Annotated in this window: 18 protein-coding genes and 1 pseudogene; 6 read left to right on the forward strand and 13 right to left on the reverse strand. The window is 59.8% G+C overall.

From position 1 onward, the window contains the following. The first annotated feature begins 51 nt into the window (after window positions 1-51). Window positions 52-978 (forward strand): sugar kinase, encoded by a 927-nt coding sequence (locus tag ACZ9BB_RS07030; protein ID WP_476213124.1) that lies wholly within the window; start codon window positions 52-54, stop codon window positions 976-978. Between the two features lie 195 nt (window positions 979-1,173). Here the strand turns inward: ACZ9BB_RS07030 and ACZ9BB_RS07035 are convergent, their stop codons facing one another. Together ACZ9BB_RS07035 and ACZ9BB_RS07040 are read right to left on the reverse strand one after the other, a co-directional pair. After that, window positions 1,174-1,449 (reverse strand): peptidylprolyl isomerase, encoded by a 276-nt coding sequence (locus ACZ9BB_RS07035; protein WP_007933743.1) that lies wholly within the window; start codon window positions 1,447-1,449, stop codon window positions 1,174-1,176. A 66-nt stretch (window positions 1,450-1,515) separates the two neighbouring features. Further along, complete coding sequence (locus ACZ9BB_RS07040) at window positions 1,516-4,053, reverse strand: PAS domain-containing hybrid sensor histidine kinase/response regulator (protein ID WP_476213125.1); 2,538 nt, start codon at window positions 4,051-4,053, stop codon at window positions 1,516-1,518. A gap of 119 nt (window positions 4,054-4,172) precedes the next feature. Between ACZ9BB_RS07040 and ACZ9BB_RS07045 the strand changes: the two genes are divergently transcribed. After that, entirely contained in the window at window positions 4,173-5,282 is a 1,110-nt protein-coding gene (locus ACZ9BB_RS07045; RefSeq protein WP_476213126.1) for a PilT/PilU family type 4a pilus ATPase, read from the forward strand. Window positions 5,283-5,477: 195 nt separating this feature from the next. On the opposite strand, the gene ACZ9BB_RS07050 is transcribed toward ACZ9BB_RS07045, so the two are convergent. The 10 genes and pseudogenes from ACZ9BB_RS07050 to ACZ9BB_RS07095 all read right to left on the reverse strand — a co-directional run bounded on the left by ACZ9BB_RS07050 (window position 5,478) and on the right by ACZ9BB_RS07095 (window position 18,514). Continuing rightward, window positions 5,478-7,433 (reverse strand): acetoacetate--CoA ligase, encoded by a 1,956-nt coding sequence (locus ACZ9BB_RS07050; protein WP_476213127.1) that lies wholly within the window; start codon window positions 7,431-7,433, stop codon window positions 5,478-5,480. 178 nt (window positions 7,434-7,611) lie between these two features. After that, window positions 7,612-8,385 carry a 3-hydroxybutyrate dehydrogenase gene (gene hbdH, locus ACZ9BB_RS07055; RefSeq protein ID WP_476213128.1) on the reverse strand — a complete coding sequence of 258 codons (774 nt, stop codon included), beginning with the start codon at window positions 8,383-8,385 and terminating at the stop codon, window positions 7,612-7,614. A 7-nt stretch (window positions 8,386-8,392) separates the two neighbouring features. Next, window positions 8,393-9,784, reverse strand: a complete 1,392-nt coding sequence (locus ACZ9BB_RS07060) for a GntP family permease (protein ID WP_476213129.1) — start codon at window positions 9,782-9,784, stop codon at window positions 8,393-8,395. A gap of 284 nt (window positions 9,785-10,068) precedes the next feature. Continuing rightward, window positions 10,069-11,485, reverse strand: a pseudogene (locus ACZ9BB_RS07065) (sigma-54 interaction domain-containing protein). Between the two features lie 76 nt (window positions 11,486-11,561). Continuing rightward, window positions 11,562-13,142, reverse strand: a complete 1,581-nt coding sequence (locus ACZ9BB_RS07070) for an ABC transporter ATP-binding protein (protein ID WP_476213130.1) — start codon at window positions 13,140-13,142, stop codon at window positions 11,562-11,564. Between the two features lie 14 nt (window positions 13,143-13,156). Then, on the reverse strand, window positions 13,157-14,179 hold the full coding sequence (locus ACZ9BB_RS07075) for an ABC transporter permease (RefSeq protein WP_476213131.1): 1,023 nt from the start codon (window positions 14,177-14,179) through the stop codon (window positions 13,157-13,159). Then, the gene (locus ACZ9BB_RS07080) at window positions 14,179-15,240 is read right to left on the reverse strand and encodes a microcin C ABC transporter permease YejB (protein ID WP_476213132.1); all 1,062 of its coding nucleotides are present in this window, start codon (window positions 15,238-15,240) and stop codon (window positions 14,179-14,181) included. Before ACZ9BB_RS07080 ends, ACZ9BB_RS07075 begins: the two co-directional genes overlap by 1 nt. Then, window positions 15,240-17,108 carry an extracellular solute-binding protein gene (locus ACZ9BB_RS07085; protein WP_476213133.1) on the reverse strand — a complete coding sequence of 623 codons (1,869 nt, stop codon included), beginning with the start codon at window positions 17,106-17,108 and terminating at the stop codon, window positions 15,240-15,242. Before ACZ9BB_RS07085 ends, ACZ9BB_RS07080 begins: the two co-directional genes overlap by 1 nt. 135 nt (window positions 17,109-17,243) lie before the next feature. Next, window positions 17,244-17,525, reverse strand: a complete 282-nt coding sequence (locus ACZ9BB_RS07090; protein ID WP_476213134.1) for a peptidylprolyl isomerase — start codon at window positions 17,523-17,525, stop codon at window positions 17,244-17,246. 107 nt (window positions 17,526-17,632) lie between these two features. After that, the gene (locus ACZ9BB_RS07095; protein ID WP_476213135.1) at window positions 17,633-18,514 is read right to left on the reverse strand and encodes an esterase/lipase family protein; all 882 of its coding nucleotides are present in this window, start codon (window positions 18,512-18,514) and stop codon (window positions 17,633-17,635) included. A 339-nt stretch (window positions 18,515-18,853) separates the two neighbouring features. Between ACZ9BB_RS07095 and ACZ9BB_RS07100 the strand changes: the two genes are divergently transcribed. After that, complete coding sequence (locus tag ACZ9BB_RS07100; protein ID WP_476213136.1) at window positions 18,854-19,915, forward strand: hypothetical protein; 1,062 nt, start codon at window positions 18,854-18,856, stop codon at window positions 19,913-19,915. A gap of 57 nt (window positions 19,916-19,972) precedes the next feature. Here ACZ9BB_RS07100 and ACZ9BB_RS07105 read toward each other — a convergent pair whose 3' ends face one another. Then, entirely contained in the window at window positions 19,973-21,052 is a 1,080-nt protein-coding gene (locus tag ACZ9BB_RS07105; RefSeq protein WP_476213137.1) for a 3-deoxy-7-phosphoheptulonate synthase, read from the reverse strand. A gap of 626 nt (window positions 21,053-21,678) precedes the next feature. On the opposite strand from ACZ9BB_RS07105, the gene ACZ9BB_RS07110 reads away from it, so the two are divergent. The 3 genes from ACZ9BB_RS07110 to gacA all read left to right on the forward strand — a co-directional run bounded on the left by ACZ9BB_RS07110 (window position 21,679) and on the right by gacA (window position 23,650). Next, window positions 21,679-22,437 (forward strand): carbon-nitrogen hydrolase family protein, encoded by a 759-nt coding sequence (locus ACZ9BB_RS07110; protein ID WP_476213138.1) that lies wholly within the window; start codon window positions 21,679-21,681, stop codon window positions 22,435-22,437. After that, the gene (locus ACZ9BB_RS07115) at window positions 22,438-22,881 is read left to right on the forward strand and encodes a GNAT family N-acetyltransferase (protein WP_476213139.1); all 444 of its coding nucleotides are present in this window, start codon (window positions 22,438-22,440) and stop codon (window positions 22,879-22,881) included. It abuts the gene before it with no gap. 127 nt (window positions 22,882-23,008) lie between these two features. Further along, window positions 23,009-23,650, forward strand: coding sequence for a response regulator transcription factor GacA (gene gacA, locus ACZ9BB_RS07120; RefSeq protein ID WP_476213140.1), 642 nt, complete (start codon window positions 23,009-23,011; stop codon window positions 23,648-23,650). Window positions 23,651-23,652 lie beyond the last annotated feature (2 nt).

The following is a 23,652-nucleotide window of genomic DNA, read 5'->3' on the forward strand; positions in this document are numbered from 1 at the left end:
CATCGCGAGCGGGCCCTATCAGACAACACAGAAACACCAGAGGCCCACGATATGAGCACCATCGGCCCCAACACCCCGCGCATCGCGCTGATCGGCGAATGCATGATCGAATTGCAACAGCGCGCCGACGGCACGCTGCAACAAAGCTTCGGTGGCGACACCCTGAACACCGCGGTCTACCTGGCCCGTGAGCTGGGTGATGGCGGTACGGTGGATTACGTCACCGCCCTGGGCGATGACAGTTTCAGCGATGCAATGTGCCAGAGCTGGGCCAGCGAACACATTGGCCTGGGCATGGTCCAGCGGTTGCCCGGTCGTTTGCCCGGCCTGTATTGCATCCAGACCGACGCGGCCGGCGAGCGGCGTTTTCTCTACTGGCGCAATGAAGCGGCCGTGCGCGATTGCTTCAACACCCCGGCGGCCACGCCGATCCTGGCAGCGCTGCCGGATTACGATGTGTTGTATTTCAGCGGCATCACCCTGGCGGTGCTTGGTGTGCAGGGTCGGGAGAAACTGGTGGAAACCCTGATCGAAGCCCGACAGCGGGATGCGCGGATCGTGTTCGACAACAACTACCGGCCACGCTTGTGGGCCTCGGTCGAGGATGCACGGGCGGCTTATCGCAGCGTTCTGCCCTATATCGACCTGGCGTTGCTGACGGTCGATGATGAGCAGGCGCTGTTTGATTTTTCTGATTGCGAGAGCGTGTTTGCGGCTTACGAGCAGATCGGCACGCCGGAAGTGGTACTCAAGCGTGGTGCCGAGGCGTGTCTGATTCGCTGTGAGGGTGAGTCATTTGAAGTGCCGGCGCAGAAGGTCGAACGGGTGGTCGACACTACGGCGGCGGGGGATTCGTTCAGTGCGGCGTATCTGGCTTGTCGTTTGAAAGGTGGTAACCCGGTCGAGGCCGCAGAGGCGGGGCATCGGTTGGCGAGTCGGGTGATTCAGGTGCCGGGGGCGTTGATTCCCAAAGATTGAAATGCAATGCCTGTGGTGTTTGTGATTTTGTGGCGAGGGAGCTTGCTCCCGCTGGGGTGCGAAGCAGCCCCCAAAAACTGGCAACATGGTCTGCCTGATACACCGAGCACACAGGGCTTACGACTGCTTCGCAGCCGAGCGGGAGCAAGCTTCCTCGCCACAGGCAAGCGCCACCATACAGGCCAGGTCAACTGATCAATCCCGGTAAAACACCTGCACCAGGTGATAGCCGAACTTGCTCTTGATCGGCCCATGCACCACCCGCAGCGGTTTTTTGAAGATCACGGCATCGATCGCACCGACCATCTGCCCGGGCCGTACTTCGCCCAGGTCGCCGCCGCGTTTGCCGGACGGGCATGTGGAGTATTTCTTGGCCAGCACATCGAAGGCTTCGCCCTTGGCGATGCGTTGTTTGAGCTGCTCGGCTTCTTCCGAGGTTTTCACCAGGATATGGCGGGCTTGGGCTTTCATTGGCAGTACCTTGCAACGGTGGTGGCTATGTTGGTGCCAGCGTGGGGCGCGCGATTATGCCTTAACTCAGTCGGCGTGGCCGATCATCGTGCGAATCTTGTTGGCCAGAAGGTCAATGGAAAAGGGTTTGGTCACCATGTCCATGCCTTCTTCCAGGAAACCCTGGCGCTCAGTGGCTTTCTGCGCATAACCGGTCATGAACAGCACTTTGAGTGCGGGGCGATGCTGACGAGCGATTTCTGCCAGTTGCCGGCCGTTCATGCCCGGCAGCCCGACATCGGTCACCAGCAGATCGATCCGCAGGTCGGATTCCAGCAAGGGTAGGGCAGCCTGCGCGTCTTCGGCTTCATGGGCGTGATAACCCAATTCATTGAGCAGGTCGAGTACCAGCATGCGCACCGCCGGATCGTCTTCCACCAACACCACGGTTTCACCGGCAATCGCTGCGGGTGTTTCGCCAGTGACCGGCTCCGGAGTGTGTTCTGGCAGCGGGACGTACAACCGTGGCAAGTACAGGCGAACGCTGGTGCCCTGGCCCGGACGGCTGTGCAGGCTGACGTGCCCGCCCGACTGTTGGGCGAAACCATAAATCATCGACAGTCCAAGGCCAGTGCCCTGGCCGATGGGTTTAGTGGTGAAGAACGGCTCGAAGGCCTTGGCCAATACCGATGGCGTCATGCCGGCGCCGTTGTCGCTGACGGCAATCATCAGGTAATCCCCGGCCTTCACCGGTTCCAGGGTGGTGATGTCGCTGCCGTCGAGGTAGACATTAGCGGTTTCGATCAGCAACTCGCCGCCATCGGGCATCGCGTCCCGGGCATTGATGACGAGGTTGAGCAAGGCGTTTTCCAGTTGGCTGACGTCAGTGCTGACCGGCCAGACCTCGTCGGCCAGCTTCAGTTTGAGCGCGATGTGATCGCCCTTGGTGCGGCTGAACAAATCTTCCAGGGAATGCACCAGTTCGTTGGCATTCAGCTGTTTGCGATCCAGTGACTGACGCCGGGAGAACGCCAGCAATCGATGGGTCAGGGCGGCGGCGCGGTGGGCCGAGGACACCGCGGCTTCGGTAAAACGACCGATCTCGGCGGCACGCCCGTCGGCGATGTAGCGCTGCATCAAATCGAGGCTGCCGATGATCCCGGTGAGCATGTTGTTGAAGTCATGGGCGATGCCGCCGGTGAGCTGTCCGACCGCTTCCATTTTCTGCGCATGCCGCAAGGCTTCTTCGGCGCGCTCGCGCTCGAACATCTCGTTTTGCAGCCGCTGGTTGGCTTCGGCCAGTTGTCGGGTGCGGGCGCTCACGCGTTCTTCAAGGGTTTCGTTGAGGTTGCGCAGCGCTTCTTCGGTCTGTTTGCGCTCGGTCTCGTCGATCACAAAGATGTAGAAACCATTCACCGCGCCGTCTGCGCCGTGGCGTGGCAGGTAGTTCATCAGGGCTTGGCGGGTGCTGCCGTCGCGGTGGTCGGCACTGATGCTGAAACAACAGGTCTTGCCTTTCAGCGCTTCGGCGATGTAGTCGGCGCGCAGGGCATAGGCTTCGTCGCCCAGTACTTCACGAATGGTGCGGCCGTAAAGTTCCTGGGGCGTCAGGCCGTACCATTCCAGGTACGCGGCATTGTTGAGGCGAAAACGCTCCTCGCTGTCCACATAACTGATCAGGATCGGCATGGCGTTGATGATCAGCTGCAACTCGGTCTGGCTTTGGCGCAAGGCCTGTTCGATGTTTTTGCGTTCGGTCAGGTCCAGTGCGGCACCGAGGAAGCGAATCGGCCGGCCATGGTGATCCTTGTAGCAACGGCCCCGGGCAAACACCCAGCGCAGTTGGCCGTCGGCTTGCAGCAAGCGATATTCCTCGGCGTACTCGCTGCCATGGGTGATGCAGTGCTTGATGCTACGGGCGATCATGGCGCGGTCTTGCGGGTGTACGCCATGAAGGTATTCGCTGATGGGCAATTGGCTGGCCAGGCTTGCGTCGACACTATGCAGTTGAGCGAAGCGCGCATCGGCGATGAAACGGTCTTCGCCAATGTCCCAGTCCCAGGTGCCGACGGCATCGGTGGCGGCCAGCGCCAGTTGCAGACGCTGCTCGGTTTCTTGCTGAGCCTTGAGGCTGGCGGCGGAGCGTTGTTCCAGCTCCAGGGCGATGCGGCGCCGCTCGTTGGTTTCGATGGCGGTAACCAGAATCCCGGCGACCTCGGCGCTTTCATTGCGAATGGGGCTGTAGGTCAAATCCAGCCAGAAGTCGGAATCTTTACCGTCACGCTGCAAGGTGAAGCGCTGTTCGCTGTAGGTTCGTACCTGGCCTTGTAGGACTGCGCTGTAAATCGGGTCGGTGAAGTCTTTCAATTCCGGCCAGATCAGGTGCGTCGGTTGTCCGAAAGCGTGAGGATGTTTACTGCCGGCGAGGAAGGCGAAGCCGTCGTTATAGATCTGGGTGAGCTGTGGGCCCCAGAGCAACAGCATCGGCATCGGCGAATGAATCACGATGTCTACGGCGGTGCGCAGGCTCTGCGGCCAGTTATCGGCGGCGCCCAGCGGATTGTTTGTCCAGTCCAGTCGGGCAATCAGGGCCTGGGCATCGCTGGCGGTCGGTGCTGCGTTCATCACAATGTCCTGCGTGTCAGTCGGTGTGGCGGCATCTACTATCCTTTGCAAAGTGGTAGACGCTGGATGACCCGCTGCGGGTCATTTTTCAATTGAATGCTTCGTGGGTGTTTTTTGCCATGGAAATCGATGCACTGTTGCAGATTCTGGCCAGCCGGAATGGTTCCGATCTTTACCTGTCCACGGGCGCGCCACCCTGCGCGCGATTCGACGGTGTGCTCAAACCCCTGGCCGAGCAACCGTTAAAACCGGGAGAAGTCGCAGCCATTGCCGCGTCCATCATGGACGCCGAACAGCGCCAGGAGTTCGATCGGGAACTGGAAATGAACCTGGCGCTTTCCCTGGTTGGGGTCGGGCGCTTTCGGCTCAATATCTTCAAGCAGCGCAACGATGTGTCCATCGTGGCGCGCAACATCAAACTCGACATTCCCCGCTTCGAAGACCTCAAGCTGCCGCCAGTGCTGCTTGAAACCGTGATGCTCAAACAAGGGTTGATACTGTTCGTCGGCTCGACCGGCTCGGGCAAATCGACCTCGCTGGCGGCGCTGATCGATTACCGCAATCGCCACAGCAGCGGCCATATCATCACCATCGAAGATCCGGTCGAGTTTATTCATCGGCACAAGAAGTCGATCGTCAACCAGCGCGAGGTCGGTGTCGATACCCGCAGTTTTCATGCAGCGTTGAAAAACACCCTGCGCCAGGCGCCGGACGTGGTGCTGATCGGCGAGATCCGTGATCGCGAGACCATGGAACACGCGCTGGCGTTTGCCGATACCGGTCATCTGGTCATTTCCACTTTGCATGCGCACAACGCCAATCAGGCGCTGGACCGGGTGATCAATTTGTTTCCCGAAGAGCGCCGGGCGCAACTGCTCCACGATTTGGGTAACAACCTCAAGGCGTTTGTTTCCCAGCGCTTGGTGCGTACCCGCGATGGGCAGCGTCGGGCGGCAGTCGAGGTGATGCTGGGAACGCCGACCATCGGCGACCTGATCCGGCGCAGTGAGTTTGGCGAACTCAAGGGGATCATGGAGAAGTCTTCAGAGGCGGGGATGCAGACGTTTGATGGGGCGCTGTTCGAACTGTTTGTCGAGGGGGCGATCGATGAGGCAGAGGCGTTGAAACATGCGGACTCGGTGAACAACTTGCGACTGCGCCTGAAAATGCACGCCGAGGCTACGCCCGGGCCCCATACGCCGCCGGGTGAATGGGGATTGGTGGACTGAAGGGGGTGACGCTGATCAAAAATGTGGGAGCGAGCCTTTGTGGCGAGGGGGCTTGCCCCCGTTCGGCTGCGTAGCAGTCGCAAATCGGACGACGCGGTTTCACTGAAGCACCGCATCCGCTGGCTTTGGGAGCGCTTCGCACTCCAACGGGGGCAAGCCCCCTCGCCACATAAGCCCGCTTGTGGATCTATGGTTTCAATCGTTCAATTCAGGGCGGTCGCGAAATTGCTCCAGTGCCTCTGGATTGGCCAGTGCATCGGTGTTCTTCACCGTCTGGCCATGCACCACATTCCTCACCGCCAGCTCGACCACTTTGCCGCTGATGGTCCGCGGAATATCGGTCACCGCGACAATCTTCGCCGGTACATGCCGCGGCGTGGTGTTGGCGCGGATCACCTGGCGAATCTGTTGTTGCAGCGCTTCATCCAGTTCGACGCCATCGCGCAAACGCACGAATAGCACCACTCGCACGTCATCCTGCCATTGCTGGCCGATGGCGACGCTGTCCAGCACCTGCGGGATTTTCTCCACCTGACGGTAGATTTCCGCCGTGCCAATGCGCACGCCGCCGGGGTTGAGCACGGCATCGGAACGCCCATGGATCAACATGCCGCCGTCGGGCAGTTGTTCGGCGTAATCACCCTGCGCCCAAACGCCGGGAAACAGGCTGAAATAGGACTTTCGCAGCTTCTCCCCGTCAGGGTCATGCCACAAACCGATGGGCATGGCCGGAAAATGCCGGGTGCACACCAGCTCGCCTTTTTCGCCGATCACAGGCGTACCGGCGTCGTTCCACACTTCGACCGCCATGCCCAGGCTCTTGCACTGCATTTCGCCACGGCGCACCGGCAGGACCGGGTTGCCAATCACAAAGCACGAAACGATGTCGGTGCCGCCGGACATCGAAGACAGGCACAGGTCGGACTTGAACGCGCGGTAGACGTAATCGAAGCTTTGCGGCGACAGCGCCGAGCCGGTGGACAGTATGGTTTTCAGGCTGCTGAGGTCATGACTTTCGCACGGTTTCAAGCCATTGCTTTCCAGCGCGGTGAGGAATTTCGGGCTGGTGCCGAAGACGTTGAGGCGTTCGTCGTCGATCAGGTCGATCAAGCGCTCCGGGCCCGGATGAAACGGCGAGCCGTCATACAGCACCACGGCGCTGCCCACCGCCAGGGCCGAGACCAGCCAGTTCCACATCATCCAGCCGCAGGTGGTGTAGTAGAACAAACGGTCGCCGGGGCCCAGATCGGTGTGCAGCCCATGTTCCTTGACGTGTTGCAGCAGCACGCCGCCGGTGCTGTGCACAATGCACTTGGGCACGCCGGTGGTGCCGCTGGAATAGAGGATGTACAGCGGATGGGCGAAGGGCACCGGGACAAATTGCGGCTCGCCGCCCGGCTCGTAGAAATCGTCCCACAGCGTCACGTTGGCCTGGCTGCGAAAATCCTCGGTGCGCGCCTGGGGGCGTGCGTAAGGCACGACGATCAACTGCTGCAAGGACGGCAGTTGACCGAGGATTTCATTGACCTTGGCAGTCTGGTCGAGGTCTTTGCCGGCATAGCGGTAACCGGCGCAGGTGATCAGCACTTTCGGCTCGATCTGACCGAAACGATCGATCACCCCGTGGGTGCCGAAGTCTGGCGATGAACAGGACCAGATCGCGCCCAGACTGGTGGTGGCAAGCATCGCCACCAGTGTTTGCCAAGTGTTCGGCATGCACGCGGCCACGCGGTCGCCGAGGCCGACACCGGCGGCTTTCAGGCTGTTTTGAAAACCGGCGACCTGGCTCGCCAGTTCGGCCCAGGTCAGTTGTTCCCGTTGGCCGTTTTCACCGATGGCCACCACTGCCACGGCATCGTCGCGACGGCGCAGCAGGTGTTCGGCGAAGTTCAGGGTGGCACCGGGGAACCACTGGGCGCTGGGCATTTGCGCGCCTTCTATCAGCACCGCGTCTGGCTGATCGTGAAAACGGACGTCGAAGAAATCGACGATGGCCAGCCAGAAGGCTTCGCGCTGATCGATGCTCCATTGGTGCAGGGCAGGGTAGTCGGCGATTTCAAGGCTGTGTCGCTGATTGATCGAGCGCCGGAAGGCCTCCATGCGGGACTTGCCGATGCGCTCGGTGCCGGGTTGCCAGAGGATGTCGGACATGGCTTGGCCTCTTCTTATTTATGCATAACACGCAGGCTTTTGTGGCGAGGGGGCTTGCCCCCGTTCGGCTGCGAAGCAGTCGCCAGCTCGACTTCCATATGGGGCCGCTTCGCGGCCCAACGGGGGCAAGCCCCCTCGCCACAGGCAAGCCTTCCTTTCCACAGGGTTTGGCGGCGGGTTACTGCGCCAACCACCCACCATCAATATTCCACGCAGCGCCACGCACCTGGCTACCGGCTTCGCTGCATAAAAACAGCACCAACTCACCCAGCTGCGGCGGCGTCACGAATTCCAGCGACGGCTGCTTCTCGGCCAGCAAGTCGTGTTGTGCCTGCTGCGGGTCGATCCCGGTCGCGGCGCGATCATCGATCTGCTTCTGCACCAGCGGCGTCAGCACCCAACCCGGGCAGATGGCGTTGCAGGTGACGTTCGTCGTAGCGGTTTCCAGACCGACCACTTTGGTCAGGCCGATCACGCCATGCTTGGCCGCGACGTACGCTGCCTTGCCCACCGAACCGACCTGGCCATGCACCGAGGCGATGTTGATGATCCGTCCCCAGCCCTTGGTGCGCATGCCCGGCAGGCTCAAACGGGTGCTGTGAAACACCGACGACAGGTTGATCGAAATGATCGAGTCCCAGCGCTCCACCGGAAAATCCTCCACGGCCGCCACGTGCTGGATGCCGGCGTTGTTGACCAGGATATCCACGCCGTCGAACTCACGCTCGGCGTACTCGATCATGTCGGCGATCTGCGCCGGGTCGCTGACGTCCGCCGGATGATGGCCAACCTTGCCGCCAAACTGCTCGACCTCAGCAATCACCCTGGAGGCATCGCCGAAACCATTGAGGATCAGGTTGGCGCCAGCCTTGGCCAGGCTCAGGGCGATCCCAAGGCCGATGCCGCTGGTGGAACCGGTGACCAGTGCGGTCTTGCCCGAAAGAGTCGTCATGAATACCTCACACAATGCCAGTGGCGTAGAAAGTACCGATCACCACAAAAACAGCGAGTGTCTTGATCAGCGTAATACAGAAAATGTCTTTGTAGGCCTCGCGGTGGGTCAAACCGGTGACCGCCAGCAAAGTAATCACCGCGCCGTTGTGCGGCAGGGTGTCCATGCCGCCACTGGCCATCGCGGCGACCCGGTGCAGCACTTCCAGCGGAATATTGGCGGCGTGGGCGGCGCTGATGAACGTCTCGGACATCGCCGCCAGGGCGATGCTCATGCCGCCCGACGCCGAGCCGGTAATACCGGCCAGCAGGGTCACGGTAATCGCTTCGTTGACCAGCGGGTTGGGAATGCTCTTGAGCCAGTCCGACAGCACGAGAAAACCTGGCAACGAGGCGATCACCGCACCGAAACCGTATTCAGACGCCGTGTTCATCGCCGCCAGCAGCGCACCGCTGACCGCACTTTTACTGCCTTCGGCCAACTTGCCGCGAATCGTCTGAAAGGCGAACACCAGCACCATGACGATGCCCACCAGCAAGGCTGCCTGGACCGCCCAGATCGCCGTCAGTTTGGCGATGTCGGTGGTCACGGGGGCTGCCATGCCTGGCAGCGCGAGGCTGTGGGTCTTGCCGTACCACAGCGGAATCCAGCGGGTGAACAGCAGGTTCATCAGGCCCACCATCAACAGTGGCGACAACGCGATCCACGGGTTGGGCAGCTTGATGTCCGGCGCGGTTTCCGGCTCGTTGCGCAGCTCTGAACCATAACCCTCACCGCTGCGCTGGGCCTTGTTGCGCTGGCGCTGCAGAAACAGCATGCCGGCGCAGAATACGAAAATCGTGCCGATCAGCCCCAGCCACGGCGCCGCCCAGGCGGTGGTGTTGAAGAAGGTGCTGGGGATGATGTTCTGGATCTGCGGGGTACCGGGCAGGGCGTCCATGGTGAACGAGAATGCGCCGAGGGCGATGGTCGCCGGGATCAGGCGCTTGGGAATATTGCTCTGGCGGAACATCTCGGCGGCGAACGGGTAGACCGCAAACACCACCACAAACAGCGACACGCCACCGTAAGTGAGCAAGGCGCAGACCAGCACGATCACCAGCATCGCCTGGCGAGTGCCGAGCAAGCGAATCGCCGCCGCGACGATCGAGCGGGAGAAACCCGACAACTCGATCAGCTTGCCGAAGACGGCACCGAGCAGGAACACCGGGAAATACAGTTTGACGAAGCCAACCATTTTTTCCATGAACACCCCGGTGAAGACTGGGGCAACGGCGGAAGGGTCGGTAAACAGGACGGCGCCGAGGGCGGCGATCGGGGCAAAGAGGATAACGCTGTAGCCACGGTAAGCAGCCACCATCAGCAGCGTGAGGGCTGCCAAGGCAATGATCACACTCATGGTGTGTCTCCTTCGATTGTTATTTTTGTAGGGTGAAGCTTTGTGGGAAGGGCTATAGCGAGTTTCGTGCCATAAGATTAAGTTGTTGAAATATAAGGTTTTATTCTGATTTTTTTGAATATTTGGAAGACTGTGGTCTCTATTTTGAGACGTGCGGCGCCCCAAAAAGATCGCAGCCTCCGGCAGCTCCTACAGGGGAACGCGAAAATCCACTGTAGGAGCTGCCGAAGGCTGCGATCTTTTGATCTTGAAAAATATATCTACCAATGGAGATCAATGTCTCTTTATGGAGACTCAGCAATCCCCAACGCCACCATCTTCTTGTACAACGTCGACCGCCCCAGCCCCAAACGCGCCGCCGCTTCAATAACCTTCCCACCGCATTGCGCGAGGGCCGCTTCAATCAACTGCCGATCAAACCGTTCGCGAGCTTCACTGAAAGTCTCATGGGCAACCGGCTCGATGGCCAAGGGCGCCACACGCTGCACCGGGATAAAACTGCCAATCGCCGCGCGGATATCCGCCACGTTCAGCATCAAATCATCACTGAGCAACGCCGCGCGCTCCAGAACATTGCGCAGTTCACGTATGTTCCCTGCGCCAGGCGTGTTGACCCAACAGTTCCAAGGCTTCGCGGTTCAGTTCGTGCTGACTGCGCAGCTCTTCGAGGATCGCTTCACTGAGGGCCGGCAGGTCATCGAGGCGATCCCGCAGCGGCGGGACCTGAATCGGCAGTACGTTGAGGCGGTAATACAAGTCGGCGCGAAACTCGCCGCGTTTGATCGCCGCTTCCAGGTCGGTGGAGGTGGCCGCGATCACCCGCACATCGCTCTGAATCACTTCGTTGGAACCCACCGGCTCGAATTCCTTTTCCTGCAACACTCGCAGCAACTTGCTTTGCAGCGGCAGCGGCATGTCGCCGATCTCGTCGAGAAACAGCGTGCCGCCCTGAGCGATCTGCAACTTGCCGGTGCGGCCCTTGCGATCGGCGCCGGTGAAGGCGCCGGGGGCGGTGCCAAAGAACTCGGCTTCCAGCAGCGACTCAGGAATCGCCGCGCTGTTGATGCTGACGAAGGCTTTGTGCGCCCGAGGCGAGGCGCCGTGGATCGCCTGGGCCAGCAACTCTTTGCCGGTACCGGTTTCGCCGAGCAATAACACCGGTGATTCGGCACTGGCGCTGCGCCGGGCACGGCGTTTGACTTCCAGGCTGGCGGCGCTGGTGCCGATGAAATGGGCGAAGTTGTACTTGGTCTGCCGCGCCCGCAGCAATGAGCGGGTCGATGCGAGTTCTTCCTGCATGCTCAGGTAGCGTTTGAGCATCGGTGACAGGCTGCGCAATTCGTCGAACAGGGCAAAACCGATGGCGCCGATCACCGCACCGGCATCGTCGTGAATCGGCAGGCGCATCACCACCAGCGGTTCCTTGGGGGTGTCCTGCATGTCCAGCAGGATGGGTCGTCCGGTGCGCACCACCTCGCGCAACAGGCTGCCGGGGATCACGCTTTCACAGGCCCTGCCGATCGCACCTTCGGCCGACTCCAGACCGAAACGCCGGGCATAACGCTCGTTCATCCAGACGATGTTCGCATCGCGGTCGACAATCACCGTGCCTTCGCTCGATTGCTCGATGATTTCGAACAGCGAGCGGATCGCCAGGGTGCGAACGCGCTGGTAGTCCTTGAGGCTTTCGGTGGTGTTCATGGGGGGCTGATCCTGATTAAGTATTGCCTGTGCTTGCCCGCGATGGACGCGACGCGGTCCAACGGCATGCCGCCGATTATGCCCACCCCGGATGCGCCGCCGCCAACAGCTCTTTGGTATACGGATGCTGCGGCGAGTCGAACACCGTGTGGCTGGCACCGCTTTCCACCACTTTGCCGTCCTTGATCACGATCATGTCGTGGGCCAGGGCGCGTATCACCGCCAGGTCGTGACTGATGAACAGGTAGGTCAGGCCGTATTTTTCCTGAAGCTGACGGAGCAGGGCGACCACTTGTTTTTGTACCGTGCGATCGAGCGCCGAGGTCGGCTCGTCGAGCAGGATCAGCGCCGGTTTCAGCACCAGTGCGCGGGCAATGGCGATGCGCTGGCGTTGGCCGCCAGAGAATTCGTGCGGGTAACGGTGACGGCTTTGCGGGTCGAGCCCCACTTCTTCCAGCGCCCGGATCACCTGGGCTTCGCATTGGGCAGGGGTGGACTGGCTGTGAACCTCAAGGCCTTCACTGATGATCTGCGCCACGGACATCCGCGGGCTGAGACTGCCGAAAGGGTCCTGAAACACCACCTGCATCTTCTTGCGCCACGGCCGCAGCTGCTTTTGTGTCAGGCCATCCAGGGCCTCACCCTGAAAGCGGATGCTGCCGTCTGAATCGAGCAAACGCAGGATCGCCTGACCGAGGGTAGACTTGCCCGAGCCAGACTCGCCGACGATGCCCAGCGTCTTGCCACGCTGTACATTCAGGCTGATGCCATCCACCGCGTGCAGATAGGTTTTACGCTGGAACAGGCCGCCACCGACCGCGAACCGTACGTGCAGATTATCCACCTCCAGCACTTTTTCACGCTCATCCCGGGGCAGGGCTTCACCTTCCGGCTCGGCGTTCAGCAGCACGCAGCTGTAAGGATGTTTCGGCTCGGTGAACAGTGTCTCGCAAGGCGCCTGTTCGACGATTTCCCCGGCCTTCATCACGCACACCCGCTGGGCGATGCTGCGCACCAGATTGAGGTCATGGCTGATCAGCAGCAGCGACATACCGAGCCGCTGTTGCAGGGATTTGAGCAGCAGCAGGATTTTGCGCTGCACCGTCACATCCAGTGCGGTGGTCGGCTCGTCGGCGATCAGCAATTCCGGCTCGCAAGCCAGGGCCATGGCGATCATCACCCGTTGCCGTTGGCCGCCGGAAAGTTGATGGGGATAGGCCTTGAGCCGCTCTTCGGGCTTCTGGATACCCACCAGTTGCAGCAACTCGAGAATCCGCGCTTGCGCCGCTTTGCCGCCCAGCCCTCGGTGCAGCAGCAGGGTTTCGCCGATCTGCTTTTCAACGCTGTGCAGCGGGTTGAGGGAGGTCATCGGCTCCTGGAAAATCATCGCGATCCGGTTGCCGCGCAGTTCACGCAAGGCCTTGATGTCGGCGCCGATCAATTCCTGGCCGCGATAGCGAATGCTGCCGGTGGTTGTCGTGCCGCTTTCGGGCAGCAGTTGCAGGATCGAGTGGGCGGTCACCGACTTGCCGCAGCCCGACTCGCCGACCAGCGCCAGGCATTCACCGGGGCGGATGTCCAGGCACAGGTTGCGCACCACGGTCTGGCCGCTGAAGGCGACATTGAGGTCACGGATTTCGATCAGGTTGTCACTCATATCAACAGTCCGCTTCAAGACCGAGGATCAAAGGCATCACGTAATGCCTCCCCGATAAACACCAATAAAGAAAGAATCAGCGCCAGGGTGAAAAACGCCGTCAGCCCCAGCCACGGCGCTTGCAGGTTCTGCTTGCCTTGACCAATCAATTCGCCCAGGGACGCGCTGCCGGCCGGCATGCCGAAGCCGAGGAAGTCCAGCGCTGTGAGGGTGGAAATCGCTCCGGTCAGGATGAACGGCAGGTAACTCAGGGTCGCATTCATCGCATTAGGCAGAATGTGCCGTACGATCACCTTGCGGTCGGTCAGGCCCAGCGCACGGGCGGCTTTGACGTATTCCAGGTTTCGCCCGCGCAGGAACTCGGCGCGCACCACGTCCACCAGCGCCAGCCAGGAAAACAGCGCCATGATCCCCAGCAGCCACCAGAAATTCGGCTCGACGAACCCCGACAGGATGATCAGCAGGTACAGCACCGGCAGCCCCGACCAGACTTCCTGCAAGCGCTGACCGATCAGGTCGACCCAGCCGCCGTAATAGCCTTGCAGGGCACCGGCGGCGATGCCGATCAACGCGCTGATGAAGGTCAGCGCCAACGCGAACAGGATCGACACCCGTGCCCCGAAGATCACCCGGGCCAGCACGTCGCGGGCCTGATCGTCGGTGCCCAGCCAGTTGACCTTCGACGGTGGGCTCGGTGCGGGTTGATTGAGGTCGTAATTGGGCGTGTCGTCGCTGAACGGGATCGGCGCAAACAGCATCCAGCCGCCATCCTTGTGAATCAGCTTCTGCACGTAATCGCTGCGGTAATCAGCCTGGAACGGCAGTTGCCCACCAAATTCCTGCTCGGTGTGACGCTTGAACGCCGGGAAATACAGCGAGCCCTGATAACTGACCATCAGCGGTTGGTCGTTGGCGATCAGCTCACCGCCCAGGGTCAACAGGAACAGGCCGACAAACAACCACAGCGACCACCAGCCCCGGCGGTTTTTCTTGAAGCGTTCGAAACGGCGACGGCCCAGCGGCGAAAGCTTGAACATCAGGCGTTCCTCGCGGCGAAGTCGATACGCGGGTCGACCAGGGTGTAGCAGAGGTCGCCGATGATTTTTATCAGCAGGCCGAACAAGGTAAAGATGAACAGCGAACCGAAGACCACTGGATAGTCCCGTGAGACCGCGGCTTCGTAACTCATGCGACCCAGGCCATCGAGGGAGAAAATCACTTCGATCAGCAGCGAGCCGGCAAAAAATACGCTGATGAACGCCTGCGGAATCCCCGACACCACCAACAGCATGGCGTTGCGAAACACATGGCCGTAAAGCACCCGGCGTTCGCTCAAGCCCTTGGCCCGGGCGGTGACCACGTACTGGCGGGTGATTTCATTGAGGAAGGAGTTTTTGGTGAGAATGGTCAGGGTGGCGAAACCACCGACCACCAGCGCCGTCACCGGCAGTACCAGATGCCAGAAGTAATCGGCGACTTTGCCCAGAGTCGACAGCGACTCGAAGTTGTCCGAGACCAGGCCGCGCACCGGAAACCAGTTCAACGAAGTGCCGCCGGCGAACACCACGATCAGGAACATGGCGAACAGGAACGCCGGCATCGCGTAACCGATGATGATCGCGGTGCTGCTCCAGATATCGAAATGGCTGCCATGATGCACGGCCTTGCGGATGCCCAGGGGAATCGACACCAGATAGGTGATCAACGTGGCCCAGAGCCCGAGGGAGATGGTCACCGGCATTTTCTCCAGGATCAGGTCGGTGACCGTGGCACCGCGAAAAAAGCTCTTGCCGAAGTCGAGGCGGGCGTAGCTCTTGAGCATCAGCCACAGGCGTTCCGGTGCCGGCTTGTCAAAGCCATATTGCTTTTCGATCTCCTTGATCAGCTGCGGGTCTAGCCCTCGGCTGGCACGGGAACTGCCATGCATGGTTTCGCTGGAACCGCCGCCGACACTCGCGCCACCAATGCCTTGCAGGTGTGCGATGGCTTGTTCCACCGGGCCGCCGGGCGCGGCCTGGACGATGACGAAATTGACCAGAAGAATGATCACCAGTGTCGGAATGATCAGCAGCAGGCGCCGCAGTATGTAAGCCCACATCAGCGCGGCCCTCCGGGTTTGCCACGTTTGATTAGTTCGGCGGTCATCTGTTCGTTGGTCAGTGGGGTGGTGCTCACTTGCCACCAACTCTCGATGGCTTCGTCATTGCTCGCTTGCACAGTGGGAATGCCGAAGCGGTTCCACCACACGGTCGAACTGCCTGGCGGGTAATAATTGGGAATCCAGTAGAAGTTCCATTGCAGAACGCGGTCCAGGGCATGGGCATAGCGCAGCATGTCAGCCTGGGTGGTGGCGCGGACCAGGCCGTTGATCAGCGTATCGACCGCCGGATTTTTCAGCACCATGTAGTTGTTGGAGCCGGGATCGTTGGCCGCCGCCGAGCCAAAGTAGTTGTACAGCTCGTTGCCCGGCGAGGTGGTGACCGGGTAGCCGGTGACGATCATGTCGTAGTCCCGGGACATCAGGCGGTTTACGTACTGGGAGGCGTCGATGCGGCGAATGTTCAGGTCGATGCCGATTTGTTTCAGGGTGCGCTTATAAGGCAGCAGCAAACGATCCATGCCGTTCTGGCTGATCAGGAAGGTGAAGCTCAGCGGTTGACCTTCGGCGTTGACCAGTTGATCGCCATCGGGTTTCCAGCCGGCCTGTTCGAGCAAGTCCAGGGCTTGCAACTGTTTGTCGCGAATCACGCCGCTGCCATCGGTTTTCGGCGCTTCGAAGACCTGAGTGAAGACTTCGTCGGGGATCTGCCCGCGCAGCGGCTCGAGAATCGCCCGCTCACCCGCGTCGGGCAGTTGTCGGGCAGCGAGATCGGTGTTGGAAAAGAAGCTCTGCTGGCGGATGTACAGGTCGCGCATCATCTGCCGGTTGCTCCACTCGAAATCCCAGAGCATGGCCAGCGCCTGGCGCACTCGACGATCCTGGAATATCGGGTTTTGCAGGTTGAACACAAAGCCTTGGGACGGTTGTGGTGCCTGCGTTGCCAGGTGGGCTTTTTGCAGGCGGCCGTCGCTCAGGGCCGGACTCTCGTAGCCGATGGAGTAGGCGGTGGCGGAGAATTCGCGGTTGTAGTCGTAGGCGCCACCACGCAGGACCTGGCGGGCGACGTCGGTATCGCCGAAATACTCGATGCTGAAATGATCGAAGTTGTAGAGGCCACGGCTGACCGGTAAATCCCTGGCCCACCAGTCGGCATTACGCTCGAAGGTGATGCTGCGCCCGGAGTCGACCTTGCTCACACGGTATGGCCCGCTGCCCAGCGGCGGCTCGTAACCGCCACCATTGGCGAAATCGCGGGTTTTCCACCAATGTTCGGGAAGCACCGGCAAGGTGGCGAGGTCCAACGGCAGGGTACGGTTTTCGTTGCTCTTGAAGTTGAATCGAATGGTTAGCGGCGACTCCACTTCGACGCCTTTGACGTCGGCGAATTGCGTGCGATAACGCAGGCTGCCCTGGGTCATCAACAGGTCGAAGGTATAGCGCACGTCTTCGGCGGTGATCGGTTTGCCGTCGGCGAAACGGGCCTTCGGGTTCAGGTAGAAACGCAGAGACAGTCCATCGTCGGAACGCTCCATCTGCTGCGCCACCAGGCCGTACACGGTGTAGGGTTCGTCCAGCGAGCGCTGGGCCAGGGGCGAGTAGATCCAGCCGTCTATCTGCGTGACCCCGATACCCTTGTCGATGTACGGCAGGATGTGGTCGAAATGACCGATTTCCAGCGCCGAGCGCCGCATCGTGCCGCCCTTGGGCGCTTGCGGGTTGGTATAGGCGAAATGACTGAAACCCGCGGGATATTTCGCCGGTTCACCGTACACGGTCAATGCCTGTTGTGGTGCAGCGTTCACACCGGCGGCGCCCAACAACAGGGCCACGGCAGTGAACAATAAAGTGGGGAAAGCCAGTCGCATTGTCAGCCTTAGAGCCGGGTGATCGATAAGCACAATTTGTACGCTAGCGACGCGTCCCTCGCCAGCCGTATCACGTAACGAAAACACAACGGCCCACCAAAAGGCGGGCCGTTGTGTAGAAAACTCAAGGGTTGATCAGTCCTGACGACTGGTCACTTCCAGCAGGTGGTAACCGAACTGGGTCTTGACCGGACCTTGTACCACGTTGATCGGTGCGCTGAAGACCACGGTGTCGAATTCCTTGACCATCTGGCCTGGGCCGAACGAACCCAGGTCTCCGCCCTGGCGGCTGGAAGGGCAGGAGGAGTTGGCTTTGGCGACTTCGGCGAAATCGGCACCGGCCTCGATCTGGGCCTTGAGTTCATTACATTTTTCTTCGCTGGAAACCAGGATGTGACGGGCAGTGGCTCTGGCCATGGGAAAATACTCCATTCAATGTTCAGTAAAATGCGGAGCCTACCGGATTCAGTGGGCTATTTCTCCCTCAAAGTTTCGTCTGTTTCGTGCAGCGTTTGTGACACGACTTAAAGACCGGCATTTCTCAAGCGTTCGGCATGCTGCACATACAGGGCGACCGGGTCGATACCCTTGCGCACCTGACCGGTTGTCTGGCTGAGGCTGTCCAGATGATCCAGCGGATAATCCGAACGGATCACTTTACCCAGATGGGAGCTGAATCGGCCGACCATGCCGTCATTCTGCTCGGCTTCGGTGGTGAAATAGTGGGAGAAGGCCCTGAGGAAACCGTGCAGCGGATGGAACGCATGGAGCCCTTCATCGAGGATGCTTCCCTGCAGGGTGCCGCTCCAGGAATAGTAGCGCACGCCATTCACCAGCTCACGACCCTTGCCGCCCCAGGTTTTCGGTAGCCCCTGGGGGTATTTGTCGTTGAAGGCGCCAACGCCTTCGGTGGTCAGTGCATTGAGCGCGGCGATGGCGTTCTGTGGCAGATGCCGGTTGCCACTGAGTAACGACAGGAAGTCGGCGAACAGGGTGGCCACCGCCCCGGCAACGTGTTCCGGCAGGCGCCCGGGCGTCAGCGCCTTGCGCAGGAAGTCGGCCAGCTCCGAGCCATGATTCGGCCCGCTGACCGAGGTCACCGAGGCGACCGTCTCTGGCGCCAGCGCCCCCGCGTACCGTGCAGCCAATGCACCCTGGCTGTGACCGATCAGGTTGACTTTGCTTGCACCGGTTCCTTGCAGTACCCGGTCGATCTGCGCCAACAGTTGTTCGCCGCGGGTTTCATTGCTGTGGGTAGCCGACAGATGCGGGATGAAGACCCTGGCGCCGGCGCTTCTGAGGGCCAGCTTGACGTCATGGAACAGTTCCAGGTTGCCGATGCGATCGAAGCCGAAGAGCCCGTGGACCAGCAGGATCGGATAGTGAGTGGTTGCATTCCGTAGCATGTAGATTCCTTTTTCGCAGTAGGTCAGGTGTGTGCTCAAGGGGGCACTCTAAAGCACACCAGCCGCTCGGCGGTGTATGAAAAAGCCGCTGTAACCTGACGAAAACGGAATAGAAATGGTACGAAAACTCGGATGAGCATGAGGTCTTGGTCGGAATATCTAGACATCTTTTTAACGATGGTTGAGCGGTTCCTCGCAATGACCTACTTCAGAAACGTCATTTTTCCGTGGCAACCAACGCGATTGCCCTGCATCACGGATCAACGCCGTGGGTTTCAATAGGCTTCGTTCGATGCCGACCTTCAAGGCGGTATTTATTCCAAGGACTGGAGCGTATGAATGACTATTTATGAAGTCGGGAACCTGAATGTTGTAGAGCAATACATGGCGGCACCACGGCTGGAGCAGGCGGAAAACGCCATACTCGATCCGTCAGAAAGAAAAGCCATTGTCACTGTTGCGCCTTATCAGACCATGGCCTGCGGAGACAAACTGATCATGTCCTGGTCAGGTATCGATGCAGAGGGTGTTGCGTATCGGCATGAAGCATCGCGTTTTGTCAGCGAAGCCCAGGTGGGCAGAGTGATTGTCTTTAGTGTGTCGGGCGTACACATCGCCGCACTGGATGGCGGGTCGCTCGAGGTTTACTACACGCTGTACAGTGCGCTCCATTGTGAGCCTTTGGAGTCCGGGCGTTTACATTTGAGCGTTGGTGATGTCCGGTCGGATTTGCTGCCTGTGATTGTGAACGATGCGGTGGGCGGCACGCTCGATCCCGACAGGGTCACCGAGGGCGCGCGCGTAACGATCAGGCCGTATGCGCGGATGACGGCTGGAGATCGGATCTTGCTGTCCTGGGCCAGCGGTACGCCACAATCGAGCTTCAATGACACATTGAAAATCGAATCCTTTGCAGTGGGTGGCGAACTGTCATTCTGGGTAAGTCCCGAGTGTATTGCCCCCAACCTTGGTGCAACCATTGCGATCAGCTATTGCGTCGAGAAAGAGGGTCAAGAGCCTCGCTTCTCGGAGCCTGCGCAACTGGTGATCGGCCCTCTGGAGCGAGGACCGCTATTGCCGCCCTCCGTGCTGGAGGCCGATGAGGGTTGGCTGGATCTGCAAGATGCAATCGATGGTATCACCGTCGTGATCGACAATGCCCAGGCAGAAGAGGGTGAGCTGGTTTATTTGAAATGTGACGGGGAGCATTTCAATCATCGCGATGATCGTGAGATCTCAAGGGAAATGGCCGGTCAACCGCTGGTATTTATCGTTCCCTACAGGTTTTGGCGCGAGCATCGGGATTTGACGGTACGGGTTGCCTATTCGGTCGAACGTCTCGACGATGTGAGCCAACAGTCTGAAGTCACGTTGGTACAAGTGCAGTCGCAACCGATTTAAGGCAACCGCCTTCCAGTTTTTGCTTGAAAACTGGAAGGCGGGCGCTGGTCACTTCGGCTATTGAGTACAGCGCTGCGCACGAAGTCGTTCGGCTGCCTGCTGCAACAACTGTTCTGTCCCGGCCCAGCCAAGACAGCCATCCGTTACCGACACCCCGTAACGCAGCGACGGGTTCAATGGTTGGCAACCTTCGAACAAATGGCTTTCGATCATCATGCCAATCAACGATCGATCACCTTGCAGGCGCTGCTCAAGCACGTCGTTGAACACGGCTGGCTGACGCAATGGATCTTTACCGCTGTTGGCGTGGCTGCAGTCGACCATGATCCGCGCCGGAATCTTGAGTCTGGTCAAATCGCTGTGCACCTGAGCGATGCTGTCACGGTCGTAGTTCGGCCCGCGATGACCGCCACGTAATACCAGATGGGTATCGGCGTTGCCGGGTGTCTGGATAATCGCAGGATGCCCCTGGCTATCGACACCGAAATGGCGATGCGGATGGGCGGCCGAGCGCATGGCATCGCTGGCGACAGCCACACCGCCGTCGGTGCCATTCTTGAACCCTACCGGCATGCTCAGGCCGCTGGCCATCTCCCGGTGAATTTGTGATTCGGTGGTACGGGCGCCAATCGCGACCCAGCTCAGCAGGTCGTCAAAGTAGCCGGCGGCCATTGGTTGCAGCAGCTCGGTGGCAATGGGTAAACCCAGTTGCAGCATTTCGCGCATCAATTCCCGGGACAGCGTCAAACCGCCGGCCATGTCGTCGCTGCCATCCAGGTGCGGGTCGTAGGCCAGGCCTTTCCAACCGACCGTGGTACGCGGTTTTTCGACGTAGGCGCGCATCACCAGCAGCATCTCATCGCTGACTTCAGCGGCCAGGCGGGCAAGGTGGTTGGCGTATTCGAGGGCTGAACGGGGGTCATGAATCGAGCAGGGACCGACGATGACCAGCAAACGGGAGTCTTCACCGTTGAGGATCGCGCGAACCGCCTGACGGTGGGCGGCGACTTGCTGGGTCAGGGCGTTGCTGAGTGGTAATTGCTGTTTGAGTTGCAATGAGCTGGGCAGGCGCAAGGTCAGCGCTTCATTGGCAGGGCTCAGGGTGGACAGCGGCAGAGCAGAGACGGACGAGTTCATATTCGGGCTTCCTGGGCTGGCGGCGGGTTCGTTCCCGCGCGCTCGGCCCTACTGGGGTGTTCGACAATTAGCCGGATTGGCTGTGTGTGTGTGCTTGCCACCTGTGGGTGACCGATCGGAGGCGGCAGGCTGTCCCGAGCGGAGGCTGGTAAATCGCCAGGCGGTAAAACTGTCGTGACGGTAATAAGTGGCGTAGTTCATGTCGTGAATCCTCAAATTGTCTGGTGTGACGCTAAAAATGTTCAGGGCTGAAAAAACAAAACCCCCGGTCGGGAGGCCGACCGGGGGTTGAGAATTCTCTGGTGGCGACCCGTTTAAAGTGGGCGCCGTGTGGGTATCAGGCGCGCCAGTGGCTAAACCAATACCCAAAATAAAAGCTGACCGAAGTACAAACGTCATTCACCCGGGCAGCCGCAACCGAGCGCGGGGCGCTGACGGTACGAAGCTGTAAAAGGGCGTTTAACATGATCTGTCTCCGATGAATGCGCCGAGCTTACTAGAGGCCGGTACGCGGATTCAATCAGAAAATGCTATCGATCATCACAGGCTTTTCTATCGCTTGAGTGTATCGAGGGTTGTGACACACTTTGCGTTGCGCCCAAACCACAACTTCACACGGACGAACCATGACGACACTGACCATCGCCGCCGCTCAAACGATCGCCATTGCCGGTGATCTTGCCGCCAATATTGCCTGGCATCAGCGCTTCATGCAGGTTGCCGCGCAACAGGGCGTGCAATTGCTGGTGTTTCCTGAGTTGTCGCTGACCGGCTATGAGCGTGGTCTGGCGGCGGAGTTGGCCATCGCGCCAGACGCCAGGGAGTTGCAACCGCTGCGCGATTTCGCGCGGGAAGTCGGTGTGACCAGTGTCGTCGGGATGCCGATTCGCCTGTCGGACGAATCGCCGGTGTTGATCGGAGCCCTGGTATTGGGCGCCGATGGTTCGCTCGGGGTTTACAGCAAGCAGCATCTGCATCCGGGCGAAGAGGTGGTGTTTGCTCCAGGCACGGGCGGTTCGACCTTGAAGATCGGTACCGACACCGTCGCGTTGGCGGTCTGCGCCGATTTTTCTCATGCCAGCCACGCGGCAGCGGCCGCAGGGCAGGGCGCTGATCTTTATGCGGCGGGCGTACTGATCACCGAAAACGGCTACGCTCCAGATACCGCTCTATTGCAAGGCTATGCCCGAACCCATGGGATGGCGGTGCTGATGGCCAACCATGGCGGCGCAACGGGCGGCTGGGAGTCGGCAGGGCGCAGCGCAATCTGGGCGGCGGACGGGACATTGATTGTTGCGGCGCCGGGTACGGGGAACCTTATGGTCGTTGCTCGCCGCAATGCTGACGGCTGGAAGGGGCAAATCGTGGCAGTTGCGGAGGCTTGAATGGGTTTCGAATTACGTCCGGCAACGTCTCGGGACCTGGACTTCGCTCGTAACCTGACTTGTCGAAATATGCTTCGCTACTACATTCAACATGAACTGTTGTGGCTGGACGAGGCCTTCGATGTCGCTTGGGAGGGACGCGAAAACTGGCTGATCGTGGGTGATGACACACTGATGGGGTATGTCAGCTTGAGCCGTGACGCCAGAGCCTTGTATATCCGCGAATTGCATTTACTCGAAGCGTACCAGGGGCAGGGCGCCGGTTCCTGGGTGATTGATCAGGTATTCGCCATGGCATGCAAGGAACGACGTCCGGCAATGCGTCTTACCGTTTTTGAAAATAATCCGGCAAAAAAGCTTTACGAAAAAAAAGGCCTGAAGGTGGTCGGCAAAGACCAGTGTTTCCTGAGAATGCAGCGTGATATCAATGGACTGCATCGCTGAAACACACTGGCGGCAAGCCTCGCAAGAAGATTTGACACTTTTTATATGCTGCTTTCCGCTAGGTCTGCCAGTTGCTTTTTGCTAAGGTGTCCGACAACCCAATAAGACCAAATCGCGAGGTGTCTGCTTGATTAGGGTGCTAGTAGTCGATGACCATGATCTCGTTCGTACAGGCATTACACGAATGCTGGCTGACATCGATGGCCTGCAAGTAGTCGGTCAGGCCGAGTCAGGGGAGGAATCCCTGCTCAAAGCGCGTGAGTTGAAACCCGATGTGGTGCTGATGGACGTCAAGATGCCCGGGATCGGCGGTCTCGAAGCCACGCGCAAATTATTGCGCAGTCATCCCGACATCAAGGTCGTCGCGGTCACCGTGTGCGAAGAAGATCCGTTTCCTACCCGGTTGTTACAGGCCGGTGCCGCAGGTTATCTGACCAAGGGCGCTGGATTGCCGGAAATGGTCCAGGCTATTCGCCTGGTGTTTGCCGGGCAGCGCTATATCAGCCCGCAGATTGACCAGCAACTGGCGATCAAGTCGTTCCAGCCAACCAATGATTCGCCCTTCGACGCCTTGTCGGAGCGGGAAATCCAGATTGCGTTGATGATTGTCGGCTGTCAGAAGGTGCAGATCATCTCCGACAAGTTGTGTCTGTCGCCAAAAACAGTGAATACCTACCGTTACCGTATTTTCGAGAAGCTTTCGATCAGCAGCGATGTCGAGTTGACGCTGTTGGCGGTTCGTCACGGCATGGTTGATGCCAGCCTCTGAAA

Source organism: Pseudomonas sp. TE3552, assembly GCF_056278945.1.